Consider the following 14630-nt stretch of genomic DNA (forward strand, 5'->3'; position numbering starts at 1 on the left):
TATTAATCCTAAAAGTACTGCTCTATTTTTTCTTTTAAAATATCAAGCTGAATGGGTTTAGTTAAGTAGTCATCCATACCGGCATTAATACAACGCTCTTTATCTGAGTCCATTGCATTGGCGGTTAGGGCAATTATTTTTATTGCTTTGTGCTCATCCCCTGCCATACCGTCTCGTATATTAGCCGTGGCGTCAAAGCCATCCATTACCGGCATTTGGCAATCCATTAACACTAAATCAAAATACCCTTCGTTATGCTCGCTTAAGGTATTTATGGCTTCTTGACCATTTTGCGCCAGTATCACTTCGCAATTTAGCTTTTTAAGCATCAGTGTAGAAACATGCTGATTAACGGGGTTATCCTCAACTAATAAAATTTTTGCAGGTGTGTCTGATTTTTCTTTTCTGAGTGACGAAATATACCCTGGGGTCACCAAAGGAAGGGGCTCCGTGCTGTCTGAACTTGTAATAACCGATAACGCAGAAATTAAATCGGCGGTTGTAACCGGCTTAGGAAAATAAGCCTGAAAACCAATTTTTGAGTAGCGCTGAGCGCCTTCCATACCTGCAATACTGGTCATCATTACTAATGGCATGGCTTTATAGTCATCATGTGCTTTAAGCACTTTACACAGCTCCATTCCATCCATTTCTGGCATTTGCATGTCTAGCACGGCAATATCAAACATAGGCTGATCATTTTCTATGCGCTGTGCACATAGTTCAAGCGCCTGTTTTGCACTACTAGCAAGCGTAACATTAGCCCCCCAATGCCCTAATTGCTGAGAGATAACTAAGCGGTTTGTCTCGTTATCATCAACCACTAATACATTTAACGAACTCATATTTATATTAGGGATGGTACGTTCTTTTTCGATGCCTTCAGCCACTTTCATGGTTGCAGTAAATTCGCTGCCTTTGCCAGGTTCGCTCGCCAGTGAAATTTTACCATTCATTAGCTCACATAACTGTTTACATATTGCAAGCCCCAGCCCCGTGCCTCCGTATTCTCGCGTGGTTGATGCATCCACTTGCGAAAAAGGGGTAAATAATTGCTGTTGTTTTGCTTCGGTTATGCCTATTCCTGAGTCTTTTACTTTTATATTTAGCAGTAGGTCTTGGTCGGTTTTTTCTATAGATGCGCTCACCACCACTTCACCCTGACTGGTAAATTTAACCGCATTACTAATTAAGTTGGTTACCACTTGGCGTATGCGCCCGGGGTCGCCCATTAAATGTGAAGGCTCCAAGGAGACTAAATCTAAAATAATCTCAATGCCTTTTTCTTGTGCGGTAAAGGCCTGTGCCTCGGCTATTTCGCCAATTAAGTCGCGCGCATTAAAATGTATATGCTCAAGCTCAACTTTGCCTGCTTCCGCCTTAGAAAAATCTAAAATATCGTTAATAACGCCAAGTAAAGAATGAGCACTGCTTTTAGCAATAGCGACCTTTTTTTCTATTGGTTTACTTAATGGTTCTAACTCTACCAGCTCTAACATGCCTAATACGCCATTCATCGGTGTACGAATTTCGTGGCTCATGGTTGCTAAAAACTGACTTTTTGCTATAGCAGCATCTTGTGCTTGCACTAAAGCAACCTTTAGCTTTTCAGCGGTTTCTTTACGCTTTTGCGAGACCAAGGTACTACCGACTAACGTAGCCAAAGAGCGCAAATAGGTTTCTTCGCTTTGCGTCCAAGTGTGCTTAACCCCTACAGTTTCTGCGCATAAAATACCTAAATTTCCATCGCCAGATGAAATAACCGCATCCAGCATCGATTGAATATTTAATGGTTGAGTATAACTTTGCGTAAATTCAATGGTTGCCTTATGCGTATATACATCTTCAATTGAAACTAGGTTTTGCTCAAAAATAGCCTCATAGTAACTTGGAAAATCAACCTTTTTAAGAACGCCGTCAAAATCTACAAATCCATCTTGTCGAGTATATAAACCATGGCACGCCATTTCGTCGCACTGTTTGTTAAATATCCAAATAGAGGCACGCTCAACATTTAATACCTCTACCATCGACTTTATCGTCAGCTTTTTAACTTGCGCAACGTCGCTATTTTGTACCTCAGGCGAAACCGTTAATGACGCTAAATTTTTGTTATAGGCGTTTGCTTTTTCGCTTTCTAACTCTAGGCGTTTATGTGCATCAATACTTTGGAACGAGCCAAAGACACGCACACATTTGCCGTCTTTAAACTCCGCCTGCCCCATCGACTTAACCCAGCGCTCTTTACCGGTATAAGTTAAAATTATCAGCTCAACACTCCAGCTTTCGCCTAAAGTCACCGCACATTCAAACAACGTACTAATTTTATCGCGGTGCTCTCCTGGCTTATAAAAATTAATGGCAGTATCAATGCTAGGTTCAAACCCGTCGGGAACTTCGTGTATTACTTTTACTTCGTCTGACCAATACATGGTTTGGTTTTCAAGGTTTATTTCCCATGCGCCAATTTGGCCTTGTTTACTCATTGCTTCAAGCAGGTTTTGTTGGCGTGTAATTTCTACTTGAGTATTATGGCGCTCAGTAATGTCTAAAATAAAGCCATCTAAATAAAGAACTTCGTTGTCATCGCCATAAATTGCTTGGCCTTTTTCGTGTACCCAACGAATACTGCCATCATTTCTTTTTACTCTGTATTCAATAGACCAGGGCAGCTTTTGTGCAATACAGGTACTTACCTGCAGCTCAACATCTTGATCGCCATCGTGAATAATAGCGGCAAAGCTTAGTGTTTTATTATTAATAAAGTCATCAGGCGTATAGCCTGTTATGTCTTTTACTTGGTCACTCATGTACAACATGGTCCAAGCTTTATCGAACTTACATCGATAAATAACCCCTGGAATATTTTCCACTAAAGAAGCAAAGCGATCGCGGCTATACTGTAGCTCAGACTCTATTTGCTTGCGCTCGGTAATATCTAAATGTGTTCCAATCATACGACGAGGCGACCCATCTAGGTTCCAGTCGACTACTTTTGCAGTATCGAGTACCCAAACCCAGTGGCCATCTTTGTGTTTCATTCGCGCTTCGCTGACATAGTAACCAGTGTCACCATTAAAGTGCGCTTTTAACTTTTGCTCTGAAATAACCAAATCATCGGGGTGTGCAAACTTATACCAAGTATTAATAGTGGTAGGTTCTAACTCGCTGAGTTTATAGCCTATTATTTCTGCCCAGCGATTATTAAAAGTCACTTTGCTGGTATCTATAAACCAATCCCATATTCCTACGGCGGTGGTATCTATGACTAACTGAAGTTGGGTTTTGTGCTGCTCAAGTTCAAGCTCTTGTAATTTTAATGGCGTGACATCAGTACGAATGGCTATATAGCTTTGCGGTTTACCGTGCTCATCAAAAAATGGCGCTATGGTGGTGTCTACCCAATAAAAGCCACCATGTTTTGCTTTATTACATATTTGGCCGTTCCATACTTCACCCCGTTTAAGGGTTTTATACATGCTTTTAAAAAAGCCTTTGTCGTGCCTTCCTGAATTAAGTAAACGGTGATTTTGACCTATAAGCTCATGTTCTTCATAGCCGCTAATTTCACAAAACTTCTTATTTACAAAGGTGATGGTGCCCGCTAAATCTGTTACCGCAACAATGGCATGCTCATCGAGGGCACTTTTTTGCTCATCCAATTGTTTAAACGCAGTTTGCAAAGCAGAGCGTTGCTTTTGCAGTATGCTCTGCTGCTCTTCTTTAAATGCCACCATTTTTTGAAGATCTACTGATAACCTATTTAACTCGAGACTATCAGTTAAAGTAGGCACCTTTACTTTCTCGCCATCGGTAATTCGGGCCATTACGGAGGTAAGCTGAATTAAAGGCTTAGATAAGCGCCGACTAAACCACCACGCTGCGCATAAAATGAGAAGTAAAGAAACTGCATTTGTAAAAATAGCCAGCTGCTTATAATAAGTAGAGTCTTTGAGCATAATGTGCAAAGGTTTTGCTGCTAAAAGTTGCCACCCTTGCACACCTAAAAAATTTAAATCACTAATATATGCATGGTATGTCGTGCCGTTGGCACTGGCGTAATCAAACACTTGCTTACTGGTGAGGGCCGTTTGCGAAAAAACAGGCGCCTCATCTGCATTTGTTACTGAAGAGCGCTCTATTTTATTATTATGTAGTACAAAAAAACTCACTTCGTTGTGCATGTTGTGAATGGTGTTTAAGCTTTTTAAAAGGCCATTAATATTTACTTCTGTGAGAATTACACCCTCTAGTTGTTGCGCCGAATTAAGCAAAGGCATAGCCACAATATTAAACTGTTTGCCATTTAACATAACAGAGCCAAAAGCGGCTGGCGTTGAGGTATTAACCGAATTTATAAGCGTACCAAGCTCACCTTTGTTTATCTGCCCGTAAGGCGAGATAATGGGCTGCTTAAGTGCCGATGCAGCGATAATTTCTATACTATTTACAAAGTCATATTGACTAACAAAATGATTTATTAATTTGCTTTGTTCAAGCGGGAAGTTAGAAAGCTGATTTTTAAAGGTATATAAATCAGTAAGGTGATCATCAAACCATAAATTAGCAAACTCTGAGGCGATAGAGCTTAATTCATGAAGCTCTGCATTTGCATTTTTTTGCAAGGTATTATTAACGTGCTGTAAGCTAAACCAGGTCAGCAAGCAAAGTGGAACAATAGCAATAACTAAAAAAGTAATGATCAGCTTACTACGCACAGACTGAGCTGTGCCATTTAGCAGCCCATACTTTTTTCCTTCAACCATGCTATATATCCAACAACTGTAATTGTATTATTTATTACCTATATTAATGCACTAAAACCTAAAAGACGCAAGTTTTAGCCCGTAAAGCGTTTAAAATACATCACATAATTACAGTTTAAACATCAATAAGTTGCAATTAAAATTTACACGCAAAAATAAGCAATAACGCAAACCGTGCATTTTTTAATTTTTAGCTGGTGTTTATTTCATTATTATAAAAATTAAAGCGCATTACTCATACGAACTTTTACTGACTTAAAGCCACTAAATTTTTAAACTTTATTTAAGGGCCTAAAGCTTGGCGTGTTGTTCGCGGTTTTATATACAGTAGTTTGCTTACACAAAGGGTCACATTTTATAAATTGATAAACACCTGTTCTATCACTTACAATCGCTGTAACTGCTTATTATAGAGATTACTTTTGAAAATCTGGTTACGTCGAATTCACTTATACCTTGCCTTACTAAGTGGCCTTTTTTTGTTAATACTCAGTATTAGCGGCGCCATTTTACTTTATGCAAATGACATACAATATTATATTCAGCCCGACAAATGGCAGGTAGAACCACAAACCAAAACGCTTAGCCACGCAGAGTTAATCCGCGCAGTACAGCAGCAAACAGATAAAAAAATCACCCGCTTTATGCCACTTAGTAACCCTAATGCCAGCTGGCAATTTAGATTAGGTGATGGCAGTAACGCCAGTGTGAACCCGTATACAGGAAAAGTAATTTTTCAATACCAGACAAATGACACGCTGAATGGTTTTACACTTGCTTTGCATCGCTGGCTATTATTTGAAACAGTCTCTGGTGAAAAACCACTAAAAAACGTGGTCTCTGTATGCGCCCTATTATTAATAATAAATGTGTTAGTGGGTTTTTATTTATGGTTTAAGCCTAAAAACCGCCTAAAACGACTGGCGATTAAACCTAAAGCCAAATTTAAAGTACTTATGTATCAGCTACACACCGTGATGGGTGTTTATGTTTTATTACCGCTATTGCTTATAGCCTTTACAGGTATCACCTTTAATTGGAAAAGCGCGACCAAAACATTAGTAGAAACCGTGGCATTTTCTCAAGTACAAAATAGGCCTAAAGCGCCAAAAGTGATAGCAAAATCAACTGCAATTACTAACTACGACCAAGCAATAAATAAAGCCCTTGATGTATTTCCTGAGGGGATTTTGTATCGTATTTACTTACCTAAAAAACACAATGACCCAATCGCTTTACGCATACAAAACCCAGGAGAAAGCCATGCTTATAGCTGGGTGTGGGTAAATCCATACAACGCTAAAGTGCTTAGCGCGTATGATGCCAGTAAAGCAAATGCAGTCACCCATGTATGGAACTTTAAATATGTGTTTCATACTGGCGCATTTGCAGGGCCGATTGTAAAATTTGTATGGCTTTTATTATCACTGTCGTTAGCATTTTTTATACTCAGTGGTGTTTATTTATGGTGCAAACGGCACAAATGGGTATAGCATTACCCTTTAAATGAAAATGCAAAACTGTACATAAACCAAGCAATAACGCAAATTTAAATAAGAATCAAAACCAATTGTAAATTAATGATTTTTATAGAAAAACTTGCAAAACACGCAAATTTAACTACACTGTGCACAATTAAAATAGTTAAGGTGATTTATCATGAAAGGTAATCAAAAAGTAATCGATGCATTTAATACTTTGCTAGCCAATGAGTTAGCCGCAATTGACCAGTATTTTATTCATTCACGCATGTATGATGACTGGGGTTTAGATAAATTATATGTACGCCTTAACCATGAAATGGAAGAAGAAAAAGATCATGCTGATTGGCTAATAAAACGCATCTTGTTCTTAGAAGGCGTGCCTAACATGACTAAACGCCGTGACCTTTTAATTGGTAACGATGTAAAAAGCATGATGCAAAACGACTTAACACTAGAGCTTGAAGTAGTTGCATGTGTTAAAGAGGTAATTGCTATTTGTGAAGAGCAGCAAGATTATCAGTCTCGCGAAGTGTTAGAAAAGCTATTATTTGATACCGAAGAAGATCACGTTTATTGGTTAGAGCAACAACTTGGTCTAATTGATAAAATTGGTACGCAAAACTACTACCAAGCACAAATGGGCGAGTAAGGAGCATAAAGTATGAAAGGCGATAAAGACGTTATAGCAGCTTTAAATAAAGTACTCGCTAATGAGCTTGTGGGTATTAACCAATACTTTTTGCATGCCCGCATGTTTAAAGATTTTGGTTTTAGCCAGCTTGATAAAGCAGACTACAAAGTTTCAATTCAAAAAATGAAAAACGCCGATCGTTTAATCGAACGTATTTTATTTTTAGAAGGCTTACCTAACTTACAAGACCTAGGCCGTTTACGCATTGGCGAAAACAGCGAAGAAATGATTGCCGCAAATATGAGCTTTGAGCTTGATACAATTGATGATTTGCGCAGTGCAATTAAATTAGCTGAAAACAAAAAAGATTATATTAGCCGTGAAGCACTCGACAATATTTTGAACGAGCAGGAAGAACAAATTGACTGGCTAGAAACCCAGCAATTACTTATTCAAAATACGGGGCTTGAAAATTACTTACAGTCTCAACTGTAAGGTAAATTTAGGTCATAAAAAAAGCAGCTTTATAAGCTGCTTTTTTTGTATTTGAATTTTGTAATAATGAATTAAGCGACTTGATCGGTAATATCTGCAATCTCAATAAGTTTGCGATTTAGGATCTTTTTAGTACAACAACAACACTTACCGCATTGGCTGCCTACTTTAAGCTCTTTAGTTAATTCACGCATGGTAGTTGCACCATCGTCAATTGTTTGCTCAATTTTTTTATCGGTCACCCCGTGACAAAGACAAATATACATGAATACAAACTACTCTCAATTTCATTTAGTAGGTGCATATTAATCTAAACAATAATGGTTATCAATTGTTTGTGGAATAAAAATTAGTTATTTTTCAAAAAAATGATCAGTGCCACTTAAATCGAGAATTCACGGCGCGTTGAGAACTTATTGATTTATAATGAAATATGGCACTTAAATTGAGATTTATTAACTAAATTACACTCTAAAAATAATTATGTTTTTTATTAGGTAAATTTCTTAAACAACGAGAAATCGCTTGAAAACATCTATTACAGTAAGTGATTTGAATTGATAATTTGCCCTATCTGTTATACGAAAGCTAATCGGTTTACTTCGAGGTAGAGTTTATTTAGGCCGATGCTTTGCGGAGTAGCAACAGCGCATCTTTATTTTTCATTACATAAAGAACTTGTATTCATGGGCAGTTATAGCCGTGGATTGCATCACTCAATAATTACCGGCGGTCTGCTCTGTGCCATAAGCCGACCTTGAGACACATAGAGATTAAGACTGCAAAGATACGAAAGCGGAAGTTAGCTTTGGCCTGTTTAACGACAAATATTCCGACAAAGCAGTCATGACTATTAGTTTATTGTTAAATCTAATCTTTCTTTTCGTTCATCTACTCAATAACCCCACGCTAAACGTGACTTTAGCGTGGGGTTAGAGTTCACAGTAATTTTATCTGGATAGCTCTTTTATTTTTTTCTCTGAAAACCAGCGATATAAAACAGGTAAAACAAATAATGTTAACAGTGTTGCAGTTACCAAGCCGCCAACAATAACACTCGCTAATGGGCGCTGTATTTCTGCACCAACACCATTAGACATTAACATCGGTATCAAACCTAAAGCTGATGTTATAGCAGTCATAAGTACAGGTCTTAATCTTGAAGTAGCGCCTTCAAAAACGGCTTTAGATGCTTCTAGACCGTCTTTAATACGTTGGTTGATACTTTCTACCATAACGACCCCATTCAATACCGCTACACCAAATAAGGTAATAAAGCCAACGGAGCTTGGTACAGACAAGTATTGTCCAGATAAATATAAGGAGAAAACTCCGCCAATTACAGCAAGCGGCACGTTGACCAATATCAGCATAGCTTGACCAACAGAACCAAAGGCAAAGTAAAGTAGTAGTGCGATTAGTGCTAACGATAAAGGTACAACTATAGCTAACCTATTTTGAGCACGTTTTTGACTTTCGAACTGGCCGCCAATCGAAACAGAATAACCTGAAGGTAAGTCAACCTTTTCAGCAATTACCGTTCTGATATCGGCAACCACGCTTCCCATATCTCGATTTTGTACATTTGCTTGGATAACGACTCTTCGTTGTACATCATCGCGTCTAACTTGTGGTGGGCCTGACTCAAATGAGACTGAGGCTACGTCACCCAGTCGCACCCAAGCACCAGTAGGTGATTGAAGCCGAATATCAGCAATAGCTTCTTTGTTACTTCGGTACTCTTCCTCTATGCGAACGTAAATATCATAACGTTCATTACCATTGATTATTTGTCCGGCTGCAACACCACCAATACCATCACGCACAACCTCCATTATGTCACTCACAGACAATCCAAAGCGTGATAGTTCTTGCCTGTTAGGACTTATCACCAATTGCGCTTCACCAGCAATTTGCTCCAATGCAACATCCCTTGCACCTTCAATGTTTTTAATTGCTGTTTCTATTTCTTGACCTTTAGCCGCCAGTACATCAAGTTCAGGCCCAAACAACTTTATCGCCAACTGAGCCTTAACACCAGATAGTAGCTCATCGACACGAGTCGCAATAGGTTGAGAAAAGTTGAGTAGCAACCCAGGGAATTCTTCTAGAGATCTCTCCATTTTTCCTTGAAGTTCATATCGATTAGATGCACTGGTCCACTCAGAAACAGGCTTCAACCCTATGTAAATTTCGATGTTATTCACTGGCTCTGGGTCTCCACCTATTTCTGCTCGACCAATTCGGCTTAATGCATAGGTTACTTCAGGAAAAGCCATTAGTTTTTCTTCTAGAATTGGTGCCACAGTGAGCGCGGTATCTAAACTGGAAGAAGGTGCAAGCGTTGCTCTTAAGTTTATCGTCCCTTCTTCTAACTCAGGTACAAATTCAGTACCAATTAATGGAACTAATGCAAAGGCAGAGAAAACTAATATAAGTGCGGCTGAAATGACTAATTTGGTGCGTTTTAGTGCGAATGTAAGCCCTTTTCTGTAGAGTTTGTCTAATGGCCTAAGAACAAAGCTTTCCCTCTCTTTTACACCTGACTTAAATAAATAAGTAGCTAAAGCGGGTACAAAAAACAACGCAACCACAATAGCAGATATAACAGCTAAAATGATGCTTATTGCCATAGGTTGAAATAACTTTGCCTCAACACCTTCAAAGCTAAATAAAGGCGTAAATACAACTAAAATAATAGAAGCTGCAAAAAATACGGGACGAGCCACTTCTTTACCCGCATTTTGAAGACGTAACTTAATACCATGCTCATCTTGTTCTACATCATGTGGATCAGTATCAGCACTAGGCACTCTTTCTTTTACAGTTTTTAAATGGGTAGAGTCTGGTCTATTTAAATGCTTAAACATGTTTTCAACCATCACGACTGAACCATCAACTAGCATACCAATGGCTACGGCAATGCCACCCAATGACATAAGGTTTGCAGAAATGCCCCACCAAGCCATGATCATTAACGCGATACCAATTGAAATTGGAATAGATATTAGGACAAGGAAGGTTGCACGTATATTCATTAAAAATAGTGCTAATACAATACAGATGAAAATAAATGCTAGTAATAGTGCATCAACTACTGTATCAACGGCTTTTTCAATCAAATCAGCCTGATCATAAAATGGTTCAAAGCGAACACCTTTAGGCAATGCTTGATTAATCAATGGGATTCTTGCATTGATACCATCAATGGTGGCTTTAGTATTAGACCCCATGCGTTTTAAGACAATGCCAGAGACAACTTCACCTAAATTTTCGACTTTACCGTCTTCGGTTTTGCGCGTCATTGTGACAGCACCTTGACGAATTTCACTGCCCATTTCAACTTTAGCAATATCCGAAACCGTCACAACTGTCCCATCAACTGTTTTGACGGGAACTTGTTTGATATTACTAATACCAGCGTCACCACTTTCAAACCAACCTGCACCTCTAATAACAAGCTGCTCTTGCCCACGGTTCATATACCATCCGCCAACATTGGCATTGTTGTTATCTAGGGCACCAACAACGTCTTCTTGCGTTAGGTTATAAGAAAGAAGCTTAGATGGATCTACATTTACTTGGTACTGCCTAACAATACCTCCAAAGGAGAGTACATCAGTAACACCATCGACAGGCATAACGAGTAATTTTACTACCCAATCATTGAGACTCCTGAGTGCCATAGCATCATAGCCTGCATCTTTATCTGAAATAAGAAGGTACTGAAATACTTGGCCTAGCCCTGAGGTGTTTGGCCCCATTTCGGGTGTGCCGACACCTTCTGGTATCAGTTCTTTTGCGGCTTGAAGACGCTCAAATACAAGTTGTCTTGCAAAGTAAATGTCGGTGCCTTCTTTGAAAACAACCGTGACGCCAGACAAGCCTGTCTTAGAAATTGAGCGCACTTGTTCTACATCAGGTAAGGCATACATGACCGCTTCAATGGGGTACGTAATGAGTTGTTCAACTTCTTCAGCAGCTAGTCCTGGCGCTTCAGTATTTACAGCAACTTGAACATTAGTAACATCAGGAAAGGCATCTAAATTTAGTTTTGGTATAACCATAATTGCGCCGACAATTGTGGCAAACAGCGCAATCAAAATCAGGAGTCTATTATTAACAGACCAATCTATTATTTTATTAAACATAGTCTTGCTCCTTAGTGGTTATGCGGATCAAATCCGCCTTTAGCGATTTCAGAAGCAACAAAAAATGCGCCTTTGGTTACAATTCGCGTCCCACTATCAAGGCCAATGATTTCCCTAAAATCACCTAAGGCTCGGCCTAGTTCTACTTCTACAGCTTTAAATTCTCCAGGGTGGTCTTCGACAAATACGGTCCAATCACCATCTGCGCTGCGGATCAATGCTTCTTCTGGCACAGCCATCACTTTCTGCTTTGTGGCAAACTGAAAGTAAACTTTTACAAACATACCTGAATGAAGGTTATCATCAGCATTCTGTACCCCCAATCTAATAATTCTTGTACGAGTTACGGGATCAATTGTATGGGCTTCTTGGATAACTTTGGCATTGTAACTCTGGCCTTCTAATTTAAGTACCGCAGGAGAATCAATTGATAAATTTAGCTTTTTATTTGGAGAAACTTTTGCTTCAACCCATAGTTGTTTTTCATCAGCTAACAACATGACTGAATCCCCAGCATCAACACGTTGCCCTTGGATAAAGTCGTCTTGAAGCACGACACCTTCACGGTGCGCCGTTAATGCATATTGTCCAAATGCTTTAATGTCTTTGTTAGAAATACCATTTATTGCTTTTTCAGTTAACCCTAAAGCAATGAGCTTGCCATAGCTCGCATTGTATGTTGTTTCAGCTTGTAATAATCGACTTTCACTCACCGTCTTATTACCCAGCTTTTTTACACGTTGCCATTCGGTTGAAGCGATTAAATAGTCAGCTTGTGCTTGTGCCATTGCTTCACTAAATAATGTAACTAACTTCTGACCTATTTCTACATACTCGCCAAGCGCTGCATGGCGACTGATAATTACTGACTCTGTACGTGGTGATACCACATAACTTTTATAGCCATTAGCTTTTATTTCGCCAGGTGCATATACGGAGCTAAATTGATATTCAGGCTTAACACTTTCCACTTTAATGTTAGCAAGCGACATCTTCTTTGGATCAATAGTGATACCTTCTTCATGTTCTTCTTCTCCCTCTCTATTACCACCTTCATGGCCGTGCTCGTCATGGTCACCTTTATCTTCTTCATGTCCCTTTTCGTGTTCATGCTCATCTTGATGTTCTTTTTCTTCTTGTTTCGAAACGTTTGTGACAGAACCAGTTCCATCTGACGACTGTGCAAAAGCATCATGATTTGTACTAAACCCAACTAACAGGCTGCTAATTACTACGGCTAAAAATTTTTTACTAATTACTGTATTCATTTTTGTAACCTATATCTTTAATAAATTTAAGATTTCGTTTTTCGCTACTGAAAAAACAAAGCGCTCAAATCTCAAATTTGGATAACTGACCCATACTTAAAATGAAGGATATTTCTGCAAGCTTGAATTGATTTTCCAAACGTATTCCTGCATGAAGCCCTTCCGCACGTTGATTTAATGCGAGTAAATAATCAGAAGTGTTTATGTCACCAGCTTGCCAGCGCTTATTTAATAAATTTGCGCTGCTAGCCAACCTACCTTGGGTGAGCTTTTGCCATTGCTCGTAGTATTTTCTACTGACATTAAGCGATTCATAATTAGCTTTTGCTTCAAAAGACTGCTTTCGATATACCGACTGAAAATTCGCCTCGGCTGCAATGGCTTCTGAATAAGCGGCTTTAACATTATCTGTATAGTTATTTCTGATGTTTAAAGGCATTGAAAAAGTCACACCAACCAAGTCTTCATCTCCACTTTTCCCTGCGCTAACGCCAATGGTTGGATTAGCTTTAGATTCCATAGTGGTTAGTTGAGCTTTAGATTGTTGTCCCTTCCATTTCGCTCTAGCAAGTTTAACTTTTGGATGTTCCTCAACCCACTGGGAGTTAAATGAGTAGCTTGTTGCTCCAAAAGTAAATGAAAACAAATTGGTAGTATTAGGCGTCCAATCAGGCAATAACTCCTGAACCTTTACCTCTGCATTTTTCAAAGCAATTTGAGACTCAGATATTTCACTAAAAATTTGCGACAAGTTTAAATAGACTAGCTCAGCGTCAAGTGGCTCTAGAAGTCCAGCTTTTCGTTTGTCTTCAACAATTCCAACGAGCGTTTGCAATTGCTCTTCTCTTTCTGAAAGTAACTGAGCAGCTTTTTTTGCTGCTTGCCAATTAACTAATGCAGTTAAGGCATTAGCCTTTTTAGAATCGAGTAGAGATAACAATTGTTGCTGGTTTGCATAAACATCAATTTCACCAATGGTTTTATTTGTTGATTGCTTATCCCAAAAATCTATCGTTTGACTGATACCAATAGAGTAATTATCAAAATCACCTTCTTTTTCATAGCTTGCTTCAAGCTCTGGGTTATATACGGCTTGAGTTAAGCTTTTGGCTCTATGATTACTTGCATTAAGTAACTCTTTAGCCGCAACAACTTCGGGATCTTTATTTATTTGACTATCTAGCCATGAAATACTTTTCTGTTTGCCATAAGTGGCAACTGAAAAACTCACAGCCATGCATAAAGACAGGGTTAAACCTGCATTTTTTAAAAATATATACATAAAACTTCTTAATTTTTTAATTTATAAACACGAACCCTTTATCCTTCTCATGGACAAATAGGTCATTAAAAATCAATCTAATTAAGAAATGGGTGGGCGAAGTATCGCTTCAAGGTAAGTATTTGTTTGATCAATTTGATAAGGCGTTTTATTGATAATGTTTAGTTTGCCCGTGGTATTTGAATTACTGACTAAAATCCAAGATAAGTGGCTGCCACTGCAATGACCGCAGTGATGACAATCTTTTTCATTATGCTGCTCATCACCTACATTATCATTTGAGACATTTCGATCATCTGCATGATCATGTTGAGTTTGAAGGTGCTCTATATCTATTTGGTGATTCTCAGATGTTGAGGATGCTACAGCAGTTAACGATTGTAAAACAATCGAAATAACCAAGAGCATTTTTAGTACAACATTAAGGTTCAAAGTTATCACCAGTTAAATATAGTATTTAAAATACTAGCAGAAACTATTTTCTTAAACTAGCTTTTCAATTCAGTTTCCACGCTTTTACATTAAATAATTTTTTATTTGACTCTATAGCCAC

Annotated in this window: 9 protein-coding genes; 3 read left to right on the forward strand and 6 right to left on the reverse strand. The window is 38.6% G+C overall.

Annotated elements, in window-relative coordinates; all coding sequences use genetic code 11:
• Positions 1–8: 8 nt before the first annotated feature.
• Positions 9–4766, reverse strand: coding sequence for a PAS domain-containing protein (locus tag EJ103_RS17850; RefSeq protein ID WP_126009109.1), 4758 nt, complete (start codon positions 4764–4766; stop codon positions 9–11).
• 422 nt (positions 4767–5188) lie between these two features.
• On the opposite strand from EJ103_RS17850, the gene EJ103_RS17855 reads away from it, so the two are divergent.
• The 3 genes from EJ103_RS17855 (at position 5189) to bfr (EJ103_RS17865) (ending at position 7376) form a co-directional block, all read left to right on the forward strand.
• On the forward strand, positions 5189–6259 hold the full coding sequence (locus tag EJ103_RS17855; RefSeq protein WP_126009111.1) for a PepSY-associated TM helix domain-containing protein: 1071 nt from the start codon (positions 5189–5191) through the stop codon (positions 6257–6259).
• Positions 6260–6425: 166 nt separating this feature from the next.
• Positions 6426–6899, forward strand: a complete 474-nt coding sequence (bfr, locus tag EJ103_RS17860) for a bacterioferritin (protein ID WP_126009113.1) — start codon at positions 6426–6428, stop codon at positions 6897–6899.
• Positions 6900–6911: 12 nt separating this feature from the next.
• Entirely contained in the window at positions 6912–7376 is a 465-nt protein-coding gene (gene bfr, locus EJ103_RS17865) for a bacterioferritin (RefSeq protein WP_004588793.1), read from the forward strand.
• Positions 7377–7447: 71 nt separating this feature from the next.
• On the opposite strand, the gene EJ103_RS17870 is transcribed toward bfr (EJ103_RS17865), so the two are convergent.
• The 5 genes from EJ103_RS17870 to EJ103_RS17890 form a co-directional block, all read right to left on the reverse strand.
• A complete protein-coding gene (locus tag EJ103_RS17870; protein ID WP_004588794.1) occupies positions 7448–7642 on the reverse strand; it encodes a (2Fe-2S)-binding protein in 195 nt (64 codons plus the stop codon).
• A 684-nt stretch (positions 7643–8326) separates the two neighbouring features.
• Entirely contained in the window at positions 8327–11527 is a 3201-nt protein-coding gene (locus EJ103_RS17875) for a CusA/CzcA family heavy metal efflux RND transporter (RefSeq protein WP_126009115.1), read from the reverse strand.
• Between the two features lie 11 nt (positions 11528–11538).
• A complete protein-coding gene (locus EJ103_RS17880; protein ID WP_055018869.1) occupies positions 11539–12795 on the reverse strand; it encodes an efflux RND transporter periplasmic adaptor subunit in 1257 nt (418 codons plus the stop codon).
• Positions 12796–12859: 64 nt separating this feature from the next.
• Positions 12860–14077: a TolC family protein gene (locus EJ103_RS17885; RefSeq protein ID WP_024032672.1), complete on the reverse strand. Its 1218-nt coding sequence runs from the start codon at positions 14075–14077 to the stop codon at positions 12860–12862.
• 81 nt (positions 14078–14158) lie between these two features.
• Positions 14159–14518, reverse strand: a complete 360-nt coding sequence (locus EJ103_RS17890; protein WP_227006932.1) for a hypothetical protein — start codon at positions 14516–14518, stop codon at positions 14159–14161.
• Positions 14519–14630 lie beyond the last annotated feature (112 nt).

It is taken from the genome of Pseudoalteromonas sp. Xi13, from assembly GCF_003952205.1.
In the GTDB taxonomy this organism is placed as follows: Bacteria; Pseudomonadota; Gammaproteobacteria; order Enterobacterales; family Alteromonadaceae; genus Pseudoalteromonas; species Pseudoalteromonas atlantica.